18 protein-coding genes are annotated in these 22,453 nt (G+C 66.7%); 12 read left to right on the top strand and 6 right to left on the bottom strand.

From position 1 onward, the window contains the following. Nucleotides 1–268: 268 nt before the first annotated feature. Both GLA29479_RS12970 and GLA29479_RS12965 read right to left on the bottom strand, forming a co-directional pair. Nucleotides 269–1,624 (bottom strand): Gfo/Idh/MocA family protein, encoded by a 1,356-nt coding sequence (locus GLA29479_RS12970; protein WP_057916624.1) that lies wholly within the window; start codon nt 1,622–1,624, stop codon nt 269–271. A 152-nt stretch (nt 1,625–1,776) separates the two neighbouring features. Further along, entirely contained in the window at nt 1,777–2,184 is a 408-nt protein-coding gene (locus GLA29479_RS12965) for a RidA family protein (RefSeq protein ID WP_057916623.1), read from the bottom strand. A 628-nt stretch (nt 2,185–2,812) separates the two neighbouring features. Between GLA29479_RS12965 and GLA29479_RS12960 the strand changes: the two genes are divergently transcribed. From GLA29479_RS12960 to GLA29479_RS12935, 6 genes are all read left to right on the top strand, one after another. Further along, complete coding sequence (locus GLA29479_RS12960) at nt 2,813–3,589, top strand: SDR family oxidoreductase (protein ID WP_057916622.1); 777 nt, start codon at nt 2,813–2,815, stop codon at nt 3,587–3,589. Beyond that, complete coding sequence (locus tag GLA29479_RS12955; protein WP_057916621.1) at nt 3,589–4,878, top strand: amino acid deaminase; 1,290 nt, start codon at nt 3,589–3,591, stop codon at nt 4,876–4,878. Before GLA29479_RS12960 ends, GLA29479_RS12955 begins: the two co-directional genes overlap by 1 nt. Nucleotides 4,879–4,959: 81 nt before the next feature. Next, nucleotides 4,960–5,817: a MurR/RpiR family transcriptional regulator gene (locus GLA29479_RS12950; protein ID WP_211264981.1), complete on the top strand. Its 858-nt coding sequence runs from the start codon at nt 4,960–4,962 to the stop codon at nt 5,815–5,817. Continuing rightward, nucleotides 5,814–7,292, top strand: a complete 1,479-nt coding sequence (locus tag GLA29479_RS12945; protein WP_057971834.1) for an N-acyl-D-amino-acid deacylase family protein — start codon at nt 5,814–5,816, stop codon at nt 7,290–7,292. The genes GLA29479_RS12950 and GLA29479_RS12945 overlap by 4 nt, the downstream gene beginning before the upstream one ends. Further along, nucleotides 7,282–8,217 carry a 2-dehydro-3-deoxygalactonokinase gene (locus GLA29479_RS12940; RefSeq protein WP_057916618.1) on the top strand — a complete coding sequence of 312 codons (936 nt, stop codon included), beginning with the start codon at nt 7,282–7,284 and terminating at the stop codon, nt 8,215–8,217. The genes GLA29479_RS12945 and GLA29479_RS12940 overlap by 11 nt, the downstream gene beginning before the upstream one ends. Continuing rightward, the gene (locus GLA29479_RS12935; protein WP_057971833.1) at nt 8,214–8,897 is read left to right on the top strand and encodes a 2-dehydro-3-deoxy-6-phosphogalactonate aldolase; all 684 of its coding nucleotides are present in this window, start codon (nt 8,214–8,216) and stop codon (nt 8,895–8,897) included. Before GLA29479_RS12940 ends, GLA29479_RS12935 begins: the two co-directional genes overlap by 4 nt. 203 nt (nt 8,898–9,100) lie before the next feature. On the opposite strand, the gene GLA29479_RS12930 is transcribed toward GLA29479_RS12935, so the two are convergent. The 3 genes from GLA29479_RS12930 to GLA29479_RS12920 form a co-directional block, all read right to left on the bottom strand. Continuing rightward, nucleotides 9,101–9,811, bottom strand: coding sequence for a FadR/GntR family transcriptional regulator (locus GLA29479_RS12930; RefSeq protein ID WP_248842856.1), 711 nt, complete (start codon nt 9,809–9,811; stop codon nt 9,101–9,103). 258 nt (nt 9,812–10,069) lie between these two features. Beyond that, nucleotides 10,070–11,653, bottom strand: coding sequence for a sodium:solute symporter family transporter (locus GLA29479_RS12925; protein ID WP_057971831.1), 1,584 nt, complete (start codon nt 11,651–11,653; stop codon nt 10,070–10,072). Next, a complete protein-coding gene (locus GLA29479_RS12920; RefSeq protein WP_057971830.1) occupies nt 11,650–12,294 on the bottom strand; it encodes a 2-dehydro-3-deoxy-6-phosphogalactonate aldolase in 645 nt (214 codons plus the stop codon). Before GLA29479_RS12920 ends, GLA29479_RS12925 begins: the two co-directional genes overlap by 4 nt. Before the next feature lie 252 nt (nt 12,295–12,546). On the opposite strand from GLA29479_RS12920, the gene dgoD reads away from it, so the two are divergent. Together dgoD and GLA29479_RS12910 are read left to right on the top strand one after the other, a co-directional pair. After that, nucleotides 12,547–13,692, top strand: a complete 1,146-nt coding sequence (dgoD, locus tag GLA29479_RS12915) for a galactonate dehydratase (protein ID WP_057971829.1) — start codon at nt 12,547–12,549, stop codon at nt 13,690–13,692. Next, complete coding sequence (locus GLA29479_RS12910) at nt 13,686–14,438, top strand: SDR family NAD(P)-dependent oxidoreductase (protein ID WP_057971828.1); 753 nt, start codon at nt 13,686–13,688, stop codon at nt 14,436–14,438. The genes dgoD and GLA29479_RS12910 overlap by 7 nt, the downstream gene beginning before the upstream one ends. A 33-nt stretch (nt 14,439–14,471) precedes the next feature. Here GLA29479_RS12910 and GLA29479_RS12905 read toward each other — a convergent pair whose 3' ends face one another. Next, on the bottom strand, nt 14,472–15,464 hold the full coding sequence (locus GLA29479_RS12905) for a FadR/GntR family transcriptional regulator (RefSeq protein ID WP_248842732.1): 993 nt from the start codon (nt 15,462–15,464) through the stop codon (nt 14,472–14,474). Between the two features lie 144 nt (nt 15,465–15,608). Here GLA29479_RS12905 and GLA29479_RS12900 point away from each other — a divergent pair, with 144 nt between their 5' ends. The 4 genes from GLA29479_RS12900 to GLA29479_RS12885 all read left to right on the top strand — a co-directional run bounded on the left by GLA29479_RS12900 (nt 15,609) and on the right by GLA29479_RS12885 (nt 22,442). Then, complete coding sequence (locus GLA29479_RS12900; RefSeq protein WP_057971826.1) at nt 15,609–18,611, top strand: TonB-dependent receptor; 3,003 nt, start codon at nt 15,609–15,611, stop codon at nt 18,609–18,611. A gap of 64 nt (nt 18,612–18,675) precedes the next feature. After that, on the top strand, nt 18,676–20,046 hold the full coding sequence (locus GLA29479_RS12895) for a hypothetical protein (protein WP_057971825.1): 1,371 nt from the start codon (nt 18,676–18,678) through the stop codon (nt 20,044–20,046). Nucleotides 20,047–20,191: 145 nt separating this feature from the next. Then, nucleotides 20,192–20,476, top strand: coding sequence for a transposase (locus tag GLA29479_RS12890; protein ID WP_057971824.1), 285 nt, complete (start codon nt 20,192–20,194; stop codon nt 20,474–20,476). Nucleotides 20,477–20,561: 85 nt separating this feature from the next. Beyond that, nucleotides 20,562–22,442 carry a glycoside hydrolase family 35 protein gene (locus GLA29479_RS12885; protein ID WP_057971823.1) on the top strand — a complete coding sequence of 627 codons (1,881 nt, stop codon included), beginning with the start codon at nt 20,562–20,564 and terminating at the stop codon, nt 22,440–22,442. Nucleotides 22,443–22,453: the final 11 nt, after the last annotated feature.

The following is a 22,453-nucleotide window of genomic DNA, read 5'->3' as shown; positions in this document are numbered from 1 at the left end:
TCGATGACGGCCAGTTGCGCGCTCGCTGCGTATTCGCGGTCGTGGCTCGCGCCGCTCCTATTCTCGTAGCCGGCGGCCTGGAGGCCACGCGGGCAAAAAAGACCCGGCTTGCGCCGGGTGGAGGTCGGATGGAGAGTGCGAGGGTGCGGCGATGCCATGCAGAAGACACCCCGCGACGGGTGCGGCAACCTGCGCATGTCCGGCGATACGTGCCGGCGACCGCCCGCCGGATCGGCGGCGAGCGGCTATCGCATGGCTGCCTCAGACCTCAGTAGCGGTCGTTCAAGGCGAAGATCGGCTTGCGATTCTTCCACTTGCCTTCGGTGAAATCCGGGAATTCCACGGTCTTGTGCTCGGCGATGGACTGCTCCGACAACGGCGTGATCGCGCTCCAGGCGACCGCGTCGTAGATGTCGATCGGCATCGGCGCATCGGCCTTGAGCGCCTCGATGAAGGCGTGCACGACGAAGTAGTCCATGCCGCCGTGGCCGGCGCCGGCCGCGGTCTCGGCGAACCGCTGCCACAGCGGGTGATCGTACTTCTCCAGCCAGGCCTCGGCCTTGTCCCACTCGTGCGGCGTGGTCTTGCCTTCGATGTGGATCGAATCGTTGATGTCCATCCACAGGCCGTCGGTGCCCTGCACGCGGAAGCCGAGCGAGTACGGACGCGGCAACGAGGTGTCGTGCTGCAGCAGGATGGTCTCGCCGTTTTCGCAGGCGATCTGGGTGGTGACCAGGTCGCCGAGCTTGAACTTGACCTTGGCGTTCGGATGCTCCGGGCCGGCCTGCTTGACGATGTAGTCGTGCAGGCCGCGCGCCTTGCTCGAGAACGAGCTGAGGTAGGTGAAACGGTTGCCGCGATGGATGTTGGCGACCATCGCGCAGGGGCCGATGCCGTGGCTCGGGTACAGCTCGCCGTCGCGCTGGACCGAATGTTCGGTGCGCCAGCGCGCCTCCGACCAGCCCTTGGCGCCGAATTCGACGCCGCCGCCGGTGGCGCGCTCGGGGCTGCCGCTGTTGAGTTTCACCGCGCGCAGGTCGTGCTGGTAGCCGCCCTGCAGATGCACGATTTCGCCGAACAGGCCCTGCCGCACCATGTTCAGCACCGCCAGCACGTCGCGGCGATAGCACACGTTCTCCAGCAGCATGTAGGGCGTTCCGGTCTTTTGCTGGGTGCGCAGCACCTGCCAATGGTCGTCGAGGGTGATGCCGGCGACCACTTCGCAAGCGACCGCGATGTGCGCCTGCATCGCCGCGATCGCCATCGGCGCATGGAACTCCCAGGGCGTGGCGATGATCACACCGTCGAGTCCGCCCTTGTCGAGCATCTTGCGATAGGCGTCGTTGTCGCCGCCTTCGCCGTAGGTCGCCGGCTTGGGCCGGCCGGCCTTCTCGATCATCTTCAGCGCGCGGCCGAGCATGATCGGCTCCACGTCGCACAACGCGACGACCTCGACGTCGTCGCGACGCACCAGCTCCTTGAGCAGCACCTGGCCGCGCATGCCGGTGCCGATCAGGCCCAGGCGCAACTTCGAGCGTTTGCGGGCGAAGGCCGGTGTGAACGCCGTGCTGGCCAATACGGTGCCCGCGGTCGCGGAGGTAGCGAGGAAGTCGCGTCGGTTCATGAAGAGAGTCTCGGTCGAGTATGGGGGCGGTGAGGAGCCAGGAGTGAGAAACGAGGCGTGGGGAACGAGTTAGTGAAGAGCGAGGAACCGGTAGCGAGTCGAGAACACGGGGATAGCGGCGGCGTTGGCCGCTCGCTCCTCACTCCTCACTCCTAAGCGCCCCTCAGCGGGCTGTAAGCGATGGCTTCGATCTCGATCTTGCAATCGACCATCATTTGCGAGCGCACGCACGAACGCGCCGGCGGCTGCTCGCCGAAGTACTCGCGGTAGACGCGGTTGAAGGTCCAGAAGTCGCGCGTGTCGTCGAGCCAGACGGTGATCTTGACCACGTGGCTCAAGTCGCAGCCGGCCAGGCCGAGCACTTTCTTGACGTTCTCCATGGTCCGGCGCGTCTGCGCCTCGATGCCGCCCTGCTCGATTTCGCCGCGCTCGTTCATGGCGACCTGGCCGGAGATGTAGACGAAGTCGCCGGCACGCACCGCCGGCGAGAATGGCAGTTGTTGGCCGCCGGCGCCGCTGGGCTCCAGGCCGTAGCGGACGATGGAATCGGAATCGCTCATGGATGGACTCTCTGCGTAAGGAGGAACGGGAAGAACGAAGGTACGACGGCCGGCGCGCGCTCCGCCGCACTACCCGCAGATCGCGGGCAGCATGGCGACCACGCTCGGAGTCGGATGGCACATTCAAGGCCTTCCCATTGCCGACGTGAAAGTATCTTACAAACTTTCATGATGCATTTTGCACTGCAACATGGCGATTTATCATGGCCTCTGCTACATTTTCTTCGCCCATGAAGCCATCTGTGTTTTAAATTTACAGGAATGATCGGATGCCCAGGGGAAACCGCGCCGTGACCCATTCCCCAAGCCCCACGCCTGGGAGTCCGGCCGCGCACCCGAGCCACGCGACCGGCACGCAAGCCGGGCCGCGCCTGCGCCGTTTCACCGTCGAACTGCGGCCGAAATCCTGCGCACCGATCGCGCCTTCGCCGCGCGGCCGCCACGACGGAACCCATGGATTCGCACGATCCCGCTTCGCGCAGATAGTGTGCCGACGCCTCGCTCAGCACACCCAAAACCTCCGCTATCGGCGATATTCCGGTCTACCGTCACCACCCGCTGCTTCCCGATCGCCTCGTTGCGCTCGGTCCGACGCGGCGGGCGCCCCCATTGAAGGAATGATCCGCCCATGAGCCAAAGCCGTTTGACCTTGATCACCGGAGCCGCGGGCGGCATCGGCCGAGGATTGCTCGCCCGTTTCGTCGCCGGCGGCGATCGCGTGCTCGCTCACGATCGCGATGCCGATGCGCTGACCGCGCTGGCTGCGAGCTTCGCGCCCGGGCAAGTGCTGACGGCGGCGTCCGAGCTGTCCGATCTCGACGCCTTGCGCGCCGCACTCGCGCCGGTCACCGAAGCGCACGGCCCGATCGGCGCGGTCATCGCCAACGCCGGCAGCGCCGAAGGACTGAGCCTGGCCGGCACCGCGCCGGGCGCGTGGCAGCGCGACGTCGACGTCAACTTGAACGCCGGCTACTGCACCGTGGAAGCGGCGCTCGACGGGCTAAAGCGTACCCGCGGCAACATCGTCTTCATCGGCTCGGTCAACGGCCTCGCCGCACTCGGCCATCCGGCCTACAGCGCGGCCAAGGCCGGCTTGATCAGCTACGCCAAATCGATCGCGATCGAATACGGCCGGCTCGGCCTGCGCGCCAACGTGATCTGCCCGGGCACGGTCAAGACTCAGGCCTGGCAGGCGCGCGCCGACAAGCACCCGCAAGTGTTCGAGGACTTGAAGAAGTGGTACCCGCTCGGCGACTTCGCCACGCCCGAGGACATCGCCGAGGCCGCCTGGTTCCTCGCTTCGCCGCAGGCTCGCATGATCAGCGGCGCGGTGTTGCCGGTCGATGGTGGCCTGATGGCCGGCAACCGGGTGATGGCCAGCGAACTCACTCTGGAGACGTACTGATGAGCGAGGCGCTGCGTCAGCTCGGGCAGAATTTGTTGCTCCCCGGCGTCAAGGGATTGCCGTTGCAGCAAGCCACGCGCCAGGACGCGATCGGCGGGCTCGGCCTGCACGTTCTCGACGGCACTCTGTCGTATCCGGTCGCGGTGCTGCGCGAGTCCACCCTCGCCCACAACATCGCCTGGATGCGCGATTTCGTCGAACGCGCCGGCGCCCTGCTCGCGCCGCACGGCAAGACCACCATGAGCCCGCAGTTGTTCCAGGCCCAACTCGATGCCGGCGCCTGGGCGATCACCCTGGCGACGATCCCGCAATTGCGCATCGCTCATCGTTTCGGCGTGCGCCGGGTGCTGCTGGCCAATCAGCCGGTCGCGATCGCCGACATCGAAAGCCTGGCCGCGCTGCTGCGCGACGACCCCGGTTTCGAGGCCTGGGTCCTGGTCGATTCCTCGGCCGGCGCACGACGCCTCGCCGATGTGATGCGGCGGCTCGCGCCGCAACGTCGATTGCCGGTGCTGGTCGAACTCGGCGCCGAAGGCGGCCGCACCGGCGTGCGCGGGCTCGACGCCGCGCGGGTACTCGCGCGCGAGGTCGCCGCGAGCCCGGCGTTGCGCCTGGCCGGCATCGAAGGCTACGAAGGCCTGTGGGTCGGCGCCGACCGCGACAGCGACTTGGCACGCGTGCGCGGCCTGCTCGCCGAAATGGTCGAGCTGACCCGTCGCTGCGACGATGAGGGCCTGTTCGACGGCGAGGAGATTTTGATCAGCGCCGGCGGCTCGGCTTATTTCGATTTCGTCGCCGATGCCTTCGCCACCGTCGGCGCGACCACGCGCCCCCTGCGACGCGTACTGCGCTCGGGGTGTTACCTCACCTCCGACCACGGCTTCTATCACGGCCTGCAACAGGAAATGCGTACCCGCCACGACGCCAGCTTCCGCCACGGCCTGCAGCCGGCGCTGGAAGTGTGGGCGGCGGTGCAGTCGCGTCCGGAGCCGGGCCTGGCCCTGCTCACCCTCGGCAAGCGCGATGCGTCCTACGACATCGACCTGCCCAAGCCGCTGTGCTGGCATCGCCCCGGCGAGCCGGCGCCGTCGCCGATGCGCGATGCGCGCATCGCCAAGATGAACGATCAGCATGCCTATCTCGAACTGCCGCACGACCATCCGCTGCAGGTCGGCGATCTCGTCGCCACCGGCATCTCCCACCCTTGCACCACCTTCGACAAATGGCAGGTGCTGCTGACGGTCGACGACGGCTATCGCGTCACCGGCGCGATCAACACTTTCTTCTGATCGCGCCCTCGACGCGATCGACACCCTCTACTCGCCGCGCCACCGACGCGATCGACCATTCTTCCGAGGAACGACCCCATCGTGTCCGACAACCTCATCCCCAAGATCCGCGGAGCGCTCGACACCTTGCGTCCGGCCGAGCGCAAGGTCGCGCAGACCGTGCTGGCCGACCTGGACTTCGCGATTCACGCCAGCATCGGCGCGCTGGCGATACGCGCCAACGTGTCCGAGCCCAGCGTGACCCGCTTCTGCCGCGCGATCGGCTGCGAAGGCCTGCGCCAGTTCAAGGTCCAGCTCGCCCACAGCCTCGCCGTCGGCGTGCCCTACCAGACCGTCACCATCGACAAGGACGACGACGCCGCGACCCTGGTGCACAAGGTCTGCGACAGCATCTCCGCGGCCCTGCACGATGTGCGCGAGCGCACCGACCCGGCTGCGCTCGACGCCGCCGCCGGCTTGATCGCCGGCGCTCGACGCGTGTGCTGCATCGGGGTGGGCTCGGGCTCGGGGGTGGTCGCGCAGGACGCCTTCCTGCGCTTCCTGCGCCTGGACATCGCCGCCACCGCGCACAGCGACGGCCATCTGCAGCGGCTCGCCTCGGGCATGCTCGACGCCAACGACGTGTTGTTCGCGATCTCCCTGTCGGGCCGCAGCCCGGAGGTCAACGACAGCGTGCGCATCGCCAAGCAGCGCGGCGCGCGCATCATCGCCCTGACCCAGGCCGGCACGCCGTTGGGCTGGGACGCCGACGTGCCGTTGTTGCTGCCGCCGTCGAGCGCGGCAACGCCGTACTCGCCGGGCGTGTCGCGGCTGATGCAGTTGGCGGTGATCGACATGCTGGCGATCGCGGTCGCGCTGCGCCAGGAACCGGGCGTGCTCGAGAAAGCGCGTCGGGCCAAGGCCGAAGTCGAACGCACCCAGGTTCCCGGCCGCTCATGAGCACAAGATTCGCACCGGCGGCAGCCACCTTCGATCTGGTCATCGCCGATGCCTGGGTGCTCGACGGCAGCGGCGGCCCCGGCTACCGCGCCGATGTCGCCGTCGACGGCGAACGCATCGCCGCGATCGGCGCGCCCGACAGCCTGCACGGACGCGAACGCGAGGACGCGCGCGGGCTCGCACTGGCACCGGGCTTCATCGACGTCCACACCCACGACGACCGCGCGGTGCTCGACGACCCCGGCGTGTTCAACAAGCTCAGCCAAGGCGTGACCACGGTGATCACCGGCAATTGCGGGATCAGCCTGGCGCCGTGGCGCGCCGACCGCGAACCGCCGGCGCCGCTGTCGTTGATCGGCGGCCAGGCCGATTTCCGTTTCGAACGCTTCCGCGACTACCTCGATGCGGTCGACGCGGCGCGCCCGGCGGTCAACGTGGCGGCCATGGTCGGTCATTCGACCCTGCGCATCGCCGAGGTCGCCGATCTCGACCGCGCCGCCGACGACGCCGAGATCGAACGCATGCGCGCGCGCTTGCGCGAGGCGATGCAGGCCGGCGCGATCGGTTTCTCCAGCGGCCTGTTTTACAAGCCGAGCCGGGCCGCGCCGAACAGCGAAGTGATCGAACTCGTCCGCGAGAGCGGCGCCCACGGCGGCGTCTACGCCTCGCACCTGCGCGACGAATACGACGGCGTGCTCGAAGCGATCGACGAAGCCGTCGATGCCGGCGAGGCCACGCACACCCCGGTGGTGCTGTCGCATCACAAGTGCGCCGGCCCCGCGAACTGGGGCCGCACCGTCGAGACCCTGGCGCGCATCGACGAACGCCGGCGCCGGCACTGGGTCGGCCTCGACGCCTATCCCTACACCGCCGGCTCGACCGTGCTCGATCCGGATTACGTCGACGGGGTGATCCGGATCCTGGTGAGCTGGTCGACGCCGCACCCCGAACAGGCCGGTCGCGACCTGGGCGATATCGCCGCCGATTGGCAAGTCGACCAAAAGGAAGCCGCGCGCCGCCTGCACCCGGCCGGCGCGGTGTATTTCCAGATGCGCGAGGACGACGTCCGCCGCGTGCTCGGCCACGACCGCACCATGATCGGCTCCGACGGCCTGCCGCACGACGCGCACCCGCATCCGCGCCTGTGGGGCGCGTTTCCGCGCGTACTCGGCCATTACTGCCGCGACGAGGGCCTGTTCCATCTGCCCGAAGCGGTGCGCCGCATGACCGCGCTGTCGGCCGACAGCTTCGGTCTGAAACGGCGCGGACGCATCGCCCCCGGACTCGCCGCCGACCTGGTGCTGTTCGACCCCGCCACCATCGCCGATCGCGCCACCTTCGCCGACCCCAAACAACCGGCCGCGGGTATACGCGCGGTCTGGGTCGGCGGTGCCTGCGCCTTGCGCGATGCCCATCCCACCGGCGAGCGCCGCGGCCGCGCTCTGCGCCGCGAGGAGGAACGCCATGCTCGATGAATCGCTCCATCGCAACACGTCCAACACCGGCACCGCAGTCGCCCTGATCGGCGTCGACTGGGGTTCCACCCATCTGCGCGTGCACGCCTTCGACGCGCTCGGCGGCATCATCGCCACGCGCCAGAGCGCGCGCGGCATGGCCTCGCTGCATTCGCCCGAGGCCTTCGCCGCCGCGCTCGACGACTTGCTCAGTGTCGACCTCGACGATGGCGATGCGCCGATCCTGCTGGCGGGCATGGTCGGCGCGCGCAACGGTTGGCAGGAAGCACCGTACGCGCCGCTGCCCGCCCATGCCGATGCGCTCGCCGCGGCGTTGCAGCCGCTGACGTTCAAGCAACGCCGCGCCGCGATCGTGCCCGGCGTCAGCGGCGCCAGCGACGGCTTCGACGACGTCATGCGCGGCGAAGAGACCCAGGCACTCGGCGTGCCGCCCGGCACCCGGCGCGTCGCCGCGCCGGGCACGCACAGCAAATGGCTGACCCTGGACGGCGGCGGCGTGGTTGGGTTTTCCACCTATCCGACCGGCGAGATTTACTCCCTGCTGCTGCATCACAGCCTGCTCGGGCGCGGCCTGCCGGCCGAGGCCTGGTCGGAACGCGGCTTCATCAAGGGCCTGGACACCGCGCGCGAACGCCCCGATTGGCTGCACCAGCTGTTCGGCGTGCGCGCGCGCAACGTCCGCGACGCGGCGCCGGTCGAGGAACTGCCGGCGTTCCTGTCCGGCCTGTTGATCGGCTACGAGTGCCTGGCCGCCAACAACGAACCCGGCGACGGCGGCGAAGTCGCGGTGATCGGCGGCGCCAAGCTCGCCGCGACCTACGCCCTGGCGCTGCGCCGCTACGGCATCCCCCACTACATCATCGAAGGCGACACCGCGTTTTGCCGCGGCTTGTGGCGCATCGCAAAGGCAGCCCGATTCGTATGACCCTCGCCACGTCCACCTCCCTGCCCCTGCCGAGCACGCTGCCGGCCTGGCTCGTCCAGTCGCCGTTCGTCGCGATCCTGCGCGGCATCACCCCCGACGAAGCGCTGCCGGTCGGCGAAGCGCTGTGGGATGCGGGCTGGCGCATCATCGAAGTGCCGCTGAATTCGCCCGATGCGTTCGAGAGCATCGCCCGCCTGCAACGGCGTTTCGGCGATGCGATCCTGCTCGGCGCCGGCACCGTACGACGCGCCGACGAAGTCGACACCCTGGTCCGCATCGGCGCGCGCCTGATGGTCTGCCCGCACACCGATCCGGCCCTGATCGGCTACGCCAAGGCCTGCGGCCTGCTCGCCCTGCCGGGCGCGGCGACGCCGAGCGAATGCCTGGCCGCGCTCGACGCCGGCGCCGACGGGCTCAAACTGTTTCCGGCCGACGCACTCGGCCCGGCGATGCTGAGCGCCCTGCGCGCAGTGCTGCCCGCCGGCACCGCGGTGCTGCCGGTCGGCGGCATCCACACCGACCTGCTCGCGATCTGGCGCAAGGCCGGCGCGGTCGGCTTCGGTATCGGCGGCACGCTGTACAAGCCCGGCACCACCGCGCCGCAGGTCGCCTCGACCGCGCAGGCCTTCAACGAAGCCTGGCTGGAGTCGGTGCCGCCGCTGCGCAACGCGCAGTCGTAATTCGCTTCGCTGCGTCCCGGGCCGGCGCGACGGCCGGCCTCGACCGCTGCGCCCTCGTCGACGGCGCAGCCTGCCGGTCATCGCCGCGCCAGGTTCGGTCGTCGCAAGCCTCCATGCCTGTGACGGCAACGCGGTAGCCGACCGCCGTTCGTCCAGGCGATGTTGTCGACGTCACCGCTTGCATCCTCCTGGCGAAAGCCGACTCAACCGGTCGCGGACCGTGCCGCCAACGACTCGATCAAGGTCGCCGCCTCGTCGAGCAAACCCTGCATGGCCGACTTCGCACGCTTGGCGTCGCCCGCCGCAATCGCTTCGTACACGCGCGCATGGTCCTTCACGCTCGCCAAATCCACGCCCTTGGAGCGGTTGGTGACCACGATCGAGATCCGCAACGCGGTATCGATGAGATCCCGCAGGCGGGAGTAGAACCGGTTGCCGCTCGCTTCCAGGATCGCCACATGGAAAGCGATGTCGGATTCGAGCGCATCGTCGAGGCCCGACTCGGCCGCCCGCATACGCGCGATCGCCTCCCCGATCCGGGCGATGGCCGCCGCATCGCCGCGCTGCGCCGCCATCATCGCGGCCATCGGCTCGAACGCGAGCCTCACCTGGGTGAACTCGAGCAACAACTCCACCGAAGGCTTGCGCTCCAACAACCAGCGCAGGACGTCCGGGTCGAGCAGATTCCAGTTCGCCTCCGGCTCGACCATGGTGCCGCGCTTGGGACGCGCGCTGAGCAAGCCCTTGGCGGTAAGCATCTTGACCGCCTCGCGCACGATGCTGCGACTGGCGCGCAATTGCACGCATAACTCGGCCTCGATCGGGAAGGCCTGTTCCGGACCGTAGTGGCCGGTGACGATCGCCTCGCCGAGGGCCTCGACGATTCTCCGGGTCAAACTTGCGGAACGAGGCATTCGATTCATACGGTCAGCTCCGATAATGGCCGTCGCGACGGTTGCATGCGCACCATCGACGATGGCGAAGCTTACCTAGTCCGAGCAGGCCGCAGTTTCTCATGCCTGCACGCCCCGGGCACTCGCGCCGGCACGGAACGGCGGCGATCAGAGCCGGGCACGGACGCCATGGTCTGCGCCGGACGCGGACAGACCGCGCTGGCACGCCCTTGACGGGCGGCCAGCACGTCGAGCGCGATCGGGAAGACCGACCGCCGTCTACCACCAGGTGGCGTAAAGCGCCACGAGTATCGCGACCACCGCCAACGCCGCCACGTTGAAGCCGGCACTGGTGCGGAAGCCGACCGTCTCGACCTCGATGCGGTTCGACCCGGCACGGGACCCGACCAGCCACGACACCGACATCGCCAGCGGCGCCGTCAGCAGGAACACCAGCCCCATGCGGTCGAGGAACGGCAGCGCCGGCCAGAGGATCTTGAACAGATACGAACACGCTACTGAGCTTATCGCCGCGGCGATCGCGCCGGCCTCGTTCGCGCGCTTCCAGAACAGACCCAGCAGGAAAATCACCGTGATCCCCGGGGTGAAGAAACCGGTGAACTCCTGGATGAACTGGAACGCCTGATCCGACTTGCCCAGCAACGGCCGGGCGGTGATCGCAGCGACGATCACCGCGACGGTGGCCACGATGCGGCCGACCCGGACCAGCCGACGCTGGCGCGCGGGTTCGTCGGCGCGGTCCGCGCCCGACCAATGCTTGTCGAACAAATCCAGAGTGAAGATCGTCGCGATCGAATTGATCTTCGATGCCATGCTGGACACCACCGCGGCGATCAGTGCGGCGAACACCAACCCGAGCACGCCGGGCGGCAACAGCTGCATCATCGTCGGATAGGCTTCGTCGGGCTTGGACAGACCCGGCGCCAGCATGACCGCGGCGATGCCGGGCAGCACGATGATGACCGGCATCAACAGCTTCAGGAAGGCGGCGAATATGATGCCCTTCTGCGCCTGGTCCAGATCGCGCGCGGCGAGCGCGCGCTGGATGATGTACTGATTGAAGCCCCAGTAGCTCAGGTTGGCCAGCCACATCCCGCCTATCAGCACCGACAACCCCGGCAAGTCCTGGTAGTAGGGACTGTCCGGCGCCAGAATCATGTGGAAATGCTCGGGCGCGCGTTCGACCAGTAGGCGGAAGCCGCCGCCGATCCCCGAGTCGCCGCCGATCTTGCCGAGGGTGAGCCCGGAGACCAACAGACCTCCCGCCACCAGCAGGGCGACTTGCACGATGTCGGTCAACGCTACTGCCTTGAGGCCGCCATACAGTTGATACAGCAGGGCGAACCCAGCCAACAGGTACAGCGCCAGACCCTGGTCGATTCCGGCGATCTTGCTGACCGCGATCGACCCCAGCCAGGCGATGGAGGTCAGGTTCACGAACACGTACAGCGCGAGCCAGAACACCGCCATCAGGTTGCGGATCGACGGTCCGTAGCGTTGCTCGAGGAACTGCGGCATCGTGGCGATGCGGTTATGCAGGAATATCGGCAGGATCCATTTGCCGACGATCAGCAGCGTCGCCGCCGCCATCCATTCGTACGACGCGATCGCCAGGCCCAGCGCATAGCCGGAGCCGGACATGCCGATGATTTGCTCGGCCGAGATGTTCGCCGCGATCAACGAGGCGCCGATCGCCCACCACGGCAGCGACCGCGAGGCGAGAAAGTAGTCGTTGCTGCTCTTGCGCTGTCCGTGCTTTTCGCGTGCGACCCAATGCGCCAGGCCGAAAATAACAACGGCGTACACGCCGATGATGACCAGATCGATCGTCGACAGCTTCATGCGCCCACCGCCTTTGCCCGTTCGTCGCCCGCGGCGGCCGCCTCGAAGAAGGCATCGGCGCGCCGGCCGACCTCCTCCGCGGTCATGCCGGGCCGGTACAGACCGCTGCCGAGACCATAGCCGTCGACGCCGGCGTGGCGCCACTGCGCGGCGTTGCGCTCATCCACCCCTCCGACCGCGCATATCCTCACTCCTTGCGGGAGCACGGCGCGCAATGCGCGCACATGGCCCGGGCCATAGGTCGAAGCGGGGAACAGCTTGAGCATATCGGCCCCCGCGGCGATCGCCTCGAAGGCTTCGCTGACGCTGCCGACACCCGGCATCGGCACCAGCCCCAACTCCAGCGCTCGCCGTATGACCGCGGCATTGGTGTTCGGCGCGACCAGCAAGCGCCCCCCGGCCGCATGCAGCCGCTCGACTTGCCCCAGGTCGAGGACGGTGCCGGCGCCGCACAGGCAGTCGCCTCCGAACGCCCGCTGCAACAATTCGATGCTGACGAAGGGCTCGGGCGAGTTGAGCGGCACCTCGATGGCGCCGACGCCGCGCGTCACCAGCGCCTCAGCGATCGCCAGCACCTCCCTGGGCGCGATGCCTCGCAGGATCGCTACGACGAATGGCGTTGTTTCGCGTTTGGACGACATCGTGATCCTTGCTCCGGCCTACGTGGTCGAACGGGCACCGCATCCGCGATGCCGCAGCGTGCTGCTGCGAGCGATTCGCTCCGCCGCGGCGCCATGCCGCGCGGCGCATGCCAGCAAAAAACCCCAGACAGCGTGCGTGGCTTGCGTATACGAACCAGCCCTGGAGCCTTGCGTCGTTGCGGCCGTCGCGATGGCTTAAAGTACTTATATATGATAAAACTACAACCTGTCCATCACCTCGCCCTGTTGCCTATGAGCACCATCGTCCGGATCGAAACCTTCCGCGTGCCGCCGCGCTGGCTGTTCGTACGCGTCGAGACGAGCGATGGCGCGGTGGGATGGGGGGAGGCGAGTCTGGAAGGCCATGCCGAAGCCGTCGAGGGCGCATACGAAGCGCTTCGCGACCGCTTCATCGGCGCGGATGCGAACCGCATCGAGGACATATGGCAGGTCGCCTACCGACTGGGCTTCTACCGCGGCGGCCCGGTGCTGATGTCGGCCCTGGCCGGCCTGGACCACGCGCTGTGGGACTTGCTGGGCAGACGCCTGGGGATTCCGGTCTGGCAACTCCTCGGAGGCAAGGTGCGCGATCGCATCGCCGTCTATGCCTGGGTCGGCGGCGACCGCCCCGCCGAGGTCGAGCAGGCCAGTCGCGTCCGCCAACAACAGGGCTTCACCGCGGTCAAGATGAATGCCACCGAGGACCTGGATTGGCTGGCCCGCCCGCGCGACCTGGACCCGGTGCTCGAACGCGTCGCGGCCGTGCGCGCGCTCGGGTTGGACGTCGGCCTCGACTTCCACGGCCGAGTGCACAAGCCGATGGCGCGCACGCTGATCAGCGCGTTGGAACCGCTCAGCCCGCTTTTCATCGAAGAGCCGGTACTGTCGGAGCATCCCGAGGTGCTGACCCAGCTCGCGCAATTCACCAAATTGCCGATCGCGATAGGCGAACGGCTCTACAGCCGCTGGGATTTCAAGCCGTTCCTGCAGGCGGCATCGGTCGACATCCTGCAGCCCGATTTGAGCCACGCCGGCGGGATTTCCGAATGCCGGCGCATCGCGGCCATGGCCGAAGCCTACGACGTCGCCATCGCCCCGCACTGCCCGCTCGGCCCGCTCGCGCTCGCGGCCTGCTTCCAGCTGGCCACCGCCACACCGAACTTCGTGATCCAGGAGATGTCGCTCGGCATCCACTACAACAGCGCGGACTACGACCTGCTGACCTATCTGAGCAACCCGCAGGTGTTCGACATCCACGAAGGCTACGTCGAGGTGCTGTCCGGCCCGGGCCTGGGCATCGAGATCGACGAAACCAGGGTGCGCGAGGCCGCGCGCATTCCGCATACTTGGCGCAATCCAATCTGGCGCGGCGTCGATGGGAGCATCCGGGAATGGTGAAATTCGCGCGACGTTTCGACAACCGCAACGTGCTGATCACCGGCGGGCTGGGCGGCATCGGCCTGGCCTGCGCCAAACGCTTCGCCGCGGAGGGCGCCAACCTCGCCCTGCTCGACTTCCGCCCCGATCGCGATGCCGAAGCGGCCGCCGCCTGCCGCGCCGCCGGCGCCGCCCAGGCCATCGCGCTGTGCTGCGACGTGTCCGCCGAAGATCAGGTCCAGGCCGCCTGCGCGCGCGTGCGCGACTCCCTCGGCGAGCTCGACATCGTGGTCAACACCGCGGGACTGATGCTGTTCAAGCCGCTCGAAGCCTTCGACGGCGAAGACTGGCGGCGACTGCTCGGCGTCAATCTGCTCGGGCCGGTGTACTTCACCCGCGAATGGCTGCGGCATGCCGCGCCGGGCGGCGCGATGGTCAACATCGCCAGCGTCCACGCCTCGATGACGACGCCGCTGGTGGCGCCCTATGCGGCGGCCAAAGCCGCCTTGCTGTCGCTGACCCGCAGTGCGGCGATCGAAGGCGCCGCGAAAGGCCTGCGCGCGAACGCGGTACTCCCCGGAGCCATCGACACCCCGATGCTGTGGTCCAACCCCAATCTGGAATCGGGCGCCGAGGTCCTCTCGGCCCAGGACATCGGCACCCCGGACGACGTCGCCGGCGCGGTGTTGTTCCTGGCGTCCGATGAAGCCCGGTTCGTCACCGGAACCGGCCTGGAAGTCAGCGGCGGCCGGCTGGCGAGGCTGTAGCCGCGGTCGACACGCGTCGGCTTGCCGGCGCCGCTAGCGTTTCATGCGGCTGAGGTTCGTCCGCGAGTCGTCGACGATCCCGAGCATCGCATCGCGCGCCTTGCCGGCCTGCTGCAAGCGAATCGCTTCGAGCACGGCGAAATGCTGCGGCAACGAGTACTTGAAATCCACCACCCGGCTCGCCGACAACGAGAAATAGGTCGCCAGCGCGGTCTCGATGACCGAGAACAACGACACCATCAATTCGTTGTTGGTCGCTTCCAGCACGCTTTGATGGAACTCCAAGTCGGCCTTGGTCCAGGCGTCCAGATTATTGGCCGCCTCCATCGCCGCATACGCGCCTTTGATCCGCGCCAATTGCCTCCTGTCCCGGCGCTTGGCCGCGGCCGCGGCCGCCGCGGGTTCGATGATCTCGCGCATCTCGGCAAGCTTGTGCACGAAATCCTGCGTCGGCATCGATTCGCAGCGCCAGGCGAGCACATCGGCATCGAGCTGGTTCCAGTAGCGCGTCTCACGCACGCGCGTGCCGGTCTTCTGCCTCGTCTCGATCAAGCCCTTGGAGGTGAGCACCTTCAACGACTCGCGCAACGCGGTGCGGCTGATCGTCATCTGCTCGGCGAGCATTTCCTCGCGCGGCAGCAATTCACCCGGCTTCAATTCGCCGCCGACGATGCGCCTGCCCAGTTCCTGGACCACGTGGCTGTGCAAATTGCGAATGGAAACGGGCTTCATCAAAGCAGGCTTCATCAAAACGGCCTTCAACGTCCAATGTCCCTGGAATGCGGCCGCACGCGACCGGCGTCGCGCGCATGAGTAACGGTCGACAACGCTAACACACCGGGTCGCGGGCTTCGCATCGTCCGTGCCGGCCTCGCCGCATCGCGCCGCGAAGGTCGTCGTACGCGCATCGCAACGGGCGGGCGAGCGCGCTCGCCGGTCCGCGGCCGTCGCAACGCGCAACGCGTCATCCGTCGCGAGCGCACGACGCCGCAGACACAACGACCTGCCGATGGTGCCACGCAGCATCGAGCGCTTCCGGCACGCGATGAGTAAAAAAGCACATTTCGCCGGGAATAGACGGGCGAAAACGGCGATGGGCGGCACTTGACTCAAGAATTATATGTACTTATATATGACAAATACTAGTAGTCCGGTCCTGAGGGGGACGCAATGAAGTTGCAGCAGCGAAACAACCCATACCGCGCGCAGATCAAGCGGTCCCGGCTGGCCTGGGGGCTGGCGGCGGTTCTGGCCGCCGCGAATGGCGCGCACGCGCAATCGATCACCGGCGGCCTGTACGGATATGCGCCGACCCAGGGGCAAGTGAGCGTGCTCGTCGAAAACCCGGAGACGGGCTTTCGCAGAGAACTCAAAGTGGATGCGAACGGCCGCTACACCGCTTCCGGCCTCAACCCCGGCGGTTACACGGTAAAGATCAGTCGCGATGGCCAGCTCGTCTCCGAGAGCCGGATCAGCGTGCGGCCGAACAGCGATACCGCCGTGGCCGCGGCGAGCGCGCAGAACGCGGCCACCGAACTCGACACCGTCGTGGTGACCGGCACCTCGATGGCGACCGAGGTCACGCCGATCGACGTGTCGACCCCCGAACTGACCAATCACTACAGCCGCGAACTCATCAACGGCCTGCCCCTGCCTCCGTCGGCGACTCCCGAACGCATCGCCCTGCTGCGCTCGAACGCACGCCACGACTCCAACACCACCGGCCTGGTGCAGCTCGGCGGCGCCTCGCCGGCCGAGAACCGCTATTACTTGAACGAGTTCGATACGACCAACGACCGCACCTCGCTCGGCTCCAACCGCCTGCCGCGGGAAGCCATCCAGGACACCGAAGTGCTCGCGGGCAGCTTCGGCGCCTCATGGACCAACGCCACCGGGGGCATCATGGCGCAGACGGTTCGCCAGGGCAGCAACAGCTTCCGCGCAGGCTATTCGCTGTACCTGACGCCGCCGACGTCGCGCCTGCTGAACCCGCGCGAGAAGGACATCTACGGTGGCGACGACTCCTACTACAAGTACGTGTCCAACAATCACCGGGATTCGAGCGCGACGCAGTACGCCTGGGGTTCGGGCGCGTTGATCAAGGACAAGCTGTTCGCCTTCGTCCTGCTGGGCAAGACCTCGCCCTGGAAGAGCTACCGCTACACCATCAACCGCGCGACGACCACGACCAGCAGCAACAAGAATGCGTTGGTGAACCTGACCTGGAACATCAACGACGATCAGACTTTCAACCTGATCGGCTCGCGCGACTGGAGCGAATCGGATACGGACACGTATTTGCTGAAAGGCAACTACACCACCGATCGGGTCGCGTTCTCGCAAAGCTCGCATTCCCCGGCCCGCCAGCGGATGCTGATCGGCAACTACCACTGGAACATCACCGACGACCTGCAACTCCGGCTGATGGGCGGCTATCTGGGCCAGATCAACGATCGCGCCCACGGCTCGGAAGACATTCCCTATGTCGACGAGTACAACAGCACCACCCAGAAGACCGTCAACATCGGCGCGAACGATCGCACCGTCAATTTTCGTCCGGACGACTATTGGCGCCGCGGCTACAAAGGCGATCTGACCTGGAACGTCCAGGATCACAAGATCGTGTTCGGCCTGGAGCATTACGTGCACTACCTCGGCCAGGACTGGCATACGCCCTTCGCCGGCTGGTACACCTATTACGACCGGCCGAACACCGTCCAGCTGCAGAACGGCGAGCGGGTCAACGGCAAGTACGTGCAGCATTTCCTCAATCGCGAGTTCGGCCGGATGTTCTCGGTCAACCAGGCCGCCTATATCGAGGACTACTGGCAGTTGAGCGATCGCGTCATGGTCTACGCAGGCCTGCGCTACGACAAGTACGTCAACAAGGATGCCCTGGAACGGCGCTTGTTCTCGTTCCCGATGTACTCGCCGCGACTGGGCCTGTCATGGGACGTCAACGGCGACTCCAGCCTCAAGGTCGGTGCGAACCTGGGCAGGTACTCGCTGTCGATGCCGTCCAACTTCAGCTTCGGCGTGGCGCAGGCGCGCTCGACGACCACCAAGTGGTATCGGTACACCGGCATCGACCCGGTCACCAAGGCGCCGACCGGCCTCACCCAGATAGGCTCGGCCTATGTTCCTCCCGGGCGCGACGGCAATCCGCCGCAGACGCATGAAGTGTCCGCGACCAACCTGAAAGCGCCCTACCGGGACGAGTTCCAGGCTTACGTGCAAAAGGAACTGCCCGGCAACTGGATCGGGCAAGTCGATTTCGGATACTCGACGCTGAAGCGCGTCATCAACCAGACTTGCTACAACAAGGGCATCGTCGACTGGGCGAACAGCCACGGTTATCCGGATTACGAGGCGGATGATATCGCCTGCTTCGAAGTGAACCCGGGTGAAGACGTCACCGTGCTGCGCGATTTCGCCGGCGACGGCAAGCTGCGATCGCTGCGGGTGCCCGCTTCGGCCTTCGGCCTGCCGAAGCCCAAGAACAAATACATCCACCTGACCTTCGACCTCAATCACCACCGCAGCGACGAGGAGCCCTACTATCTCGGCCTCAGCTACACCTGGTCGCGTTCGTTCGGCAACGACAACGGATTCCTCGACCTGGAAGGCCATAACGCGGGTTACATCGGGCAAACCGGCCGCTACGACTTCCCCGAGATCACCCTCGGCGCCAACGGCAACCTGATCAACGATGTGCGCCACAAGCTCACCGCGTCCGGCGTCTACTACTTCAAGAACGGCCTGCGCGTGGGCGGCATCCTCAACCTGCAATCCGGGCAACCGGTCACCTGCTTCGGCTTGAAACCCGATGTCGACAGCCTGTCGTACAACTGGGGCAGCTGGGGACACTACTGCGACACGAAGACCGACCCGGTCGGCGTCACCCCGGCGGGAACCATGGGACGGCTGCCCTGGTTCTGGCAGCTGGACTTGAATGTCGGCTACGACCTGAGCATCGGCGAACATCACAAGCTCAGCCTCGACCTCGGCATACAGAACCTCACCAACCGCCGCGGCATCACCGACCGCTACAACACCTTCAGCGCCGACATCAACGCCGACAACTCGGTCGTACCCGACATCAACTTCCTGATTCCGAGCCAATATCAGGCGCCGCGGACGACCTCGCTGGTGCTGCGTTACGAGTTCAAGTAACGCCGGCCCGGCGCCAGCTTGCACCCATCCCATTCTTCGAACACCGAATCATGAGGACACCCGCATGGCTAACCTTTCCGTGTACACCGCACCGGCCTTGGCCGGTCTGTTGCTCGTCGCGGCGCCTCCGCCGGCGGCGGCGACCACTCCGGCGGGCACCTGGGTCTTGGCGAATCCTTCTCCGCAAGTGAAGGACTACTTCCTGCGAATCGACGTGGATCCGGGCGAGCAGTACCCCGAGCACACCGACTCCGCCTCGAACGTCTACTTCGCGCAGTACATCAAGTTCAATAACGCGGACGGCGGCTACTGGGGCCTGCAGCGCGCGAGCGGAGAAAAGCGCGCGCTGGTATCGATCTGGAACGGAACCGGCGCGATGGGCGACCGCCTTCCACCTGTGGATTGTTACGAGTTCGGCGCGTGCTCCAGCATCAAGGGGCAATACACCTGGAAAGTCGGGCACCAGTACAGGATGCGGGCCGAAGCCAGTCCGCGTTACGGCGGCGACTGGTGGCAGATGACGCTGTACGACCTGACGCTCGGTACTGCCGAGGTGCTGGGGCAGATCAGCGTCCCCTCAAACTGGGGTGGCTTGCACAAGGAAAATGGGATGTTCCTCGAGTATTTCTATGCCGACCCTTACCAGTGTTACTCGCTTCGACACGCCCGCGCCACCATTGCGCCCGTGCGCGGCAATTGGGGCCAGGACACGGCCCTGGCCAGTTTCAACGGGACCGCATACGGCAGCCCGCACCCCTGCGACTCGTCGTGGCTGCTGCCGGGCATGACGCATGCCGGCTACGGCTCGATCTCCTGGGCCGAGGGCGACGGCACCGTCAATGCGGTAGGCAATCAGTACCGCGGGCTGTACGAATGGGGCCAGTACAACAAGCAGGCCACCGCCGGCATGTACTTCGCGGCCGATCTCTCCGTCGACTACCCCTACCTGTACCGCGCGAAACACAACGGCGCCTACGGCCCGTTCCCGGCGCAAGGCCAGTCGAATGCCGACTGGCAGTCGATCGGCCGGGGCTATCCCGTCATCAACGATCTCTACCATCGAAACCAACCGCTGAGGACCTGGGCCGAACGCAACGAGGCCCACGTCGCGGTCGGCGACTATTTCTACTACGACAACCCCAATACCGGCGATCTCGAGTATTTCACCATGGTCAAGAAGGGGGCGCAGTACTTTCCTGTCGACAAGACCAGCAACGAGTTCTGGACCTACAAGGGCCGTCACTACCGCAAGACCGAAACCGTCCCCGAGATGACCATTCACCAATGGGGCGAGAACAACCGTTACGGTCGCGTGGGGTCGGTGTTCAAGTCGGGCGACAAGTACTTCAGGCTGAAGACCAGCAGTCAGTACTGGTATTTCCCGACCACGGCGACCGACAACAACCAGTGGCAGTTCATCGGTTACCACCCGTGACGGCGGATGCCTAGTCGATAATCCTGGCCCGCCCGTTGCGGGAAACGGGTGGGTCGGCGCGACTTTGCTCAGAAGCTTCCGTCGCCCGAACCGACACTGGGCACAGGGAAATCATGCCGCAGAACAAGCCCGAAGGAGGTGCTCAATGCGCAAGAGTCGATTCACCCAGGCGCAGATCGTGGAGATTCTCAAGGAGACCGACAGCGGCATCGCGATCAAGGACCTGGCCCGCAAGCACGGAGTCAGCGTGCCCACGTACTACAACTGGAAATCGAGGTACGGCGGCATGGCTGTCGCCGAAACGGCCAGGCTTCGGGAACTGCAGGCCGAGAACACCGAGCTCAAGCGCCTGTATGCCGAGCAGGCGCTGGAGATTCATGCATTGAAGCAGGCCATCGCAAAACTGCCGGCCCACGCCGTGCACCCGTAAGGCAACATTCATCGTATCGCTCATCCTTCGCCGGTTACGCGGGTCGCTTCCTACCCGCGCGGCGGCCGACCTACGGAATCCGATCATGATCCAACGCGCACGCCGTCACCGCATCGCCGCCGCCCTGCTCGGCCTGGGGCTGGCCTTCGCTTCACTGGGCAGTTTCGCCGCGCCGCGTTTCGCCATCGAAGGCGACCGCTTCCTGCTCGACGGCAAGCCGCACCTGATCCGGTCGGGCGAAATGCATTACCCGCGCATTCCGCGCGAGTTCTGGCGCGAGCGCCTGCGCCAGGCGCGTGCGATGGGGCTCAACACGGTCACCACCTACGTGTTCTGGAACCTGCACGAGCCCGAACCGGGGCGGTTCGACTTCAGCGGCAATCTCGACGTCGCTGCGTTCATCCGCACCGCGAAGGAGGAAGGTCTGGACGTGATCGTGCGCCCCGGGCCCTACATCTGCACCGAACTGGAGTTCGGCGGCTTTCCCGCCTGGCTGCTGCGCACGCCGGGGCTGCGCGTGCGCAGCATGGACCCGCGCTTCCTCGGCGCGGTCGACCGCTACCTGCGCCGCACTCATGAGGAACTCGCACCGCTGCTGAGCACGCGCGGCGGGCCGATCCTGATGATGCAGGTCGAGAACGAATACGGCTCCTACGGCCGCGACCGCGATTACATGGAAACGATCAAACGGCAGATGATCGGCGCCGGTTTCGACCTGCCCTTGTTCACCTCCGACGGCGCCGGCCCGCATTATTTCGAAGGCGGGCCGCTGCCTGGCGTCACCGCGGTGATCAACTTCGACGGCGATATCGCCGACGCCAAGGCCTCGTTCGAGCACCTCAAGGCGTTCCGCCCGCAGGGGCCGCGCATGGTCGGCGAGTACTGGGCCGGCTGGTTCGACCACTGGGGCGAGCAGCACCACACCACGCCGCCCGAGCGCGCGGCGAGCACGGTCGATTGGTTTCTCGGCCAGGGCATCTCGTTCAACCTGTACATGTTCCACGGCGGCACCAGCTTCGGCTGGATGGCAGGCGCGAACTACAGCCGCGACATGCCGTACCAACCCGACACCACCAGCTACGACTACGACGCGCCGGTCGACGAAGCCGGCCGCATCACGCCGAAATACCACGCCTTGCGCGAGGTCATCGGGCGTCATCTCGAAGCCGGCGAAAGTCTGCCCCCGATTCCCGAACCGGCCGCGCCGACCATCGCGATCGCGCCGTTCGTGCTTCGCGAATCGGTAAGCGTGCTCGACGCTCTGCCGGTGCTGAGCCGGCCGATGCGTGCGCAACTGCCGCGGACCATGGAAGCGCTCGATCAGAACTACGGCTTCGTGCTCTACCGCAATACCGTGCCGCAGGGCGCCAGCGGCAAGCTGGTCGTCGACGAAGTGCGCGACTACGCGGTGGCGCTGGCCGACGGCAAGCCTGTGGGCACTTTGGACCGGCGCTTCGGCGAACGCGAACTGGCGACCGGCCTGAAGCCGGGCGAGCGGCTCGATCTGCTCGTCGAGAACATGGGCCGGATCAACTTCGGCACGCGCCTGGACGAAGAGCGCAAAGGCATCACCCGTTCGGTGACGGTCGGCAAACAGGAACTGTTCGACTGGACGATGTACCCGCTGCCCTTGAACGACCTGAGCGGCCTGCGTTACTCCAGCAAGACCGCACCGACCGGCCCGGCGTTCTGGCGCGGCGGCTTCGAACTCGAGCGCGTCGGCAGCACCTTCCTGGACACCCGCGGCTGGGGCAAGGGCCATGTGTGGATCAACGGCCATCACCTCGGCCGTTACTGGAAGATCGGCCCGCAGCAGACCCTGTTCGTGCCCGCTCCCTGGTTGCGCAAGGGCCGCAACGAAGTGGTCGTGCTCGATGTCGAAGGCGGCGGCGCGCGCAGCCTGCGAGGCCTGACCGACCCGGTCTACGAGACCGCGCCGGATGCGTTGAAGCCGCGCGGGAAGTAGGCGCTCCGGCG

Origin of the sequence: Lysobacter antibioticus (genome assembly GCF_001442535.1) — a bacterium.
Lineage (GTDB): Bacteria > Pseudomonadota > Gammaproteobacteria > Xanthomonadales > Xanthomonadaceae > Lysobacter > Lysobacter antibioticus.
The sequence above is the reverse complement of the archived record's forward strand: the minus strand, read 5'-3'. Positions and strand labels throughout refer to the sequence as shown.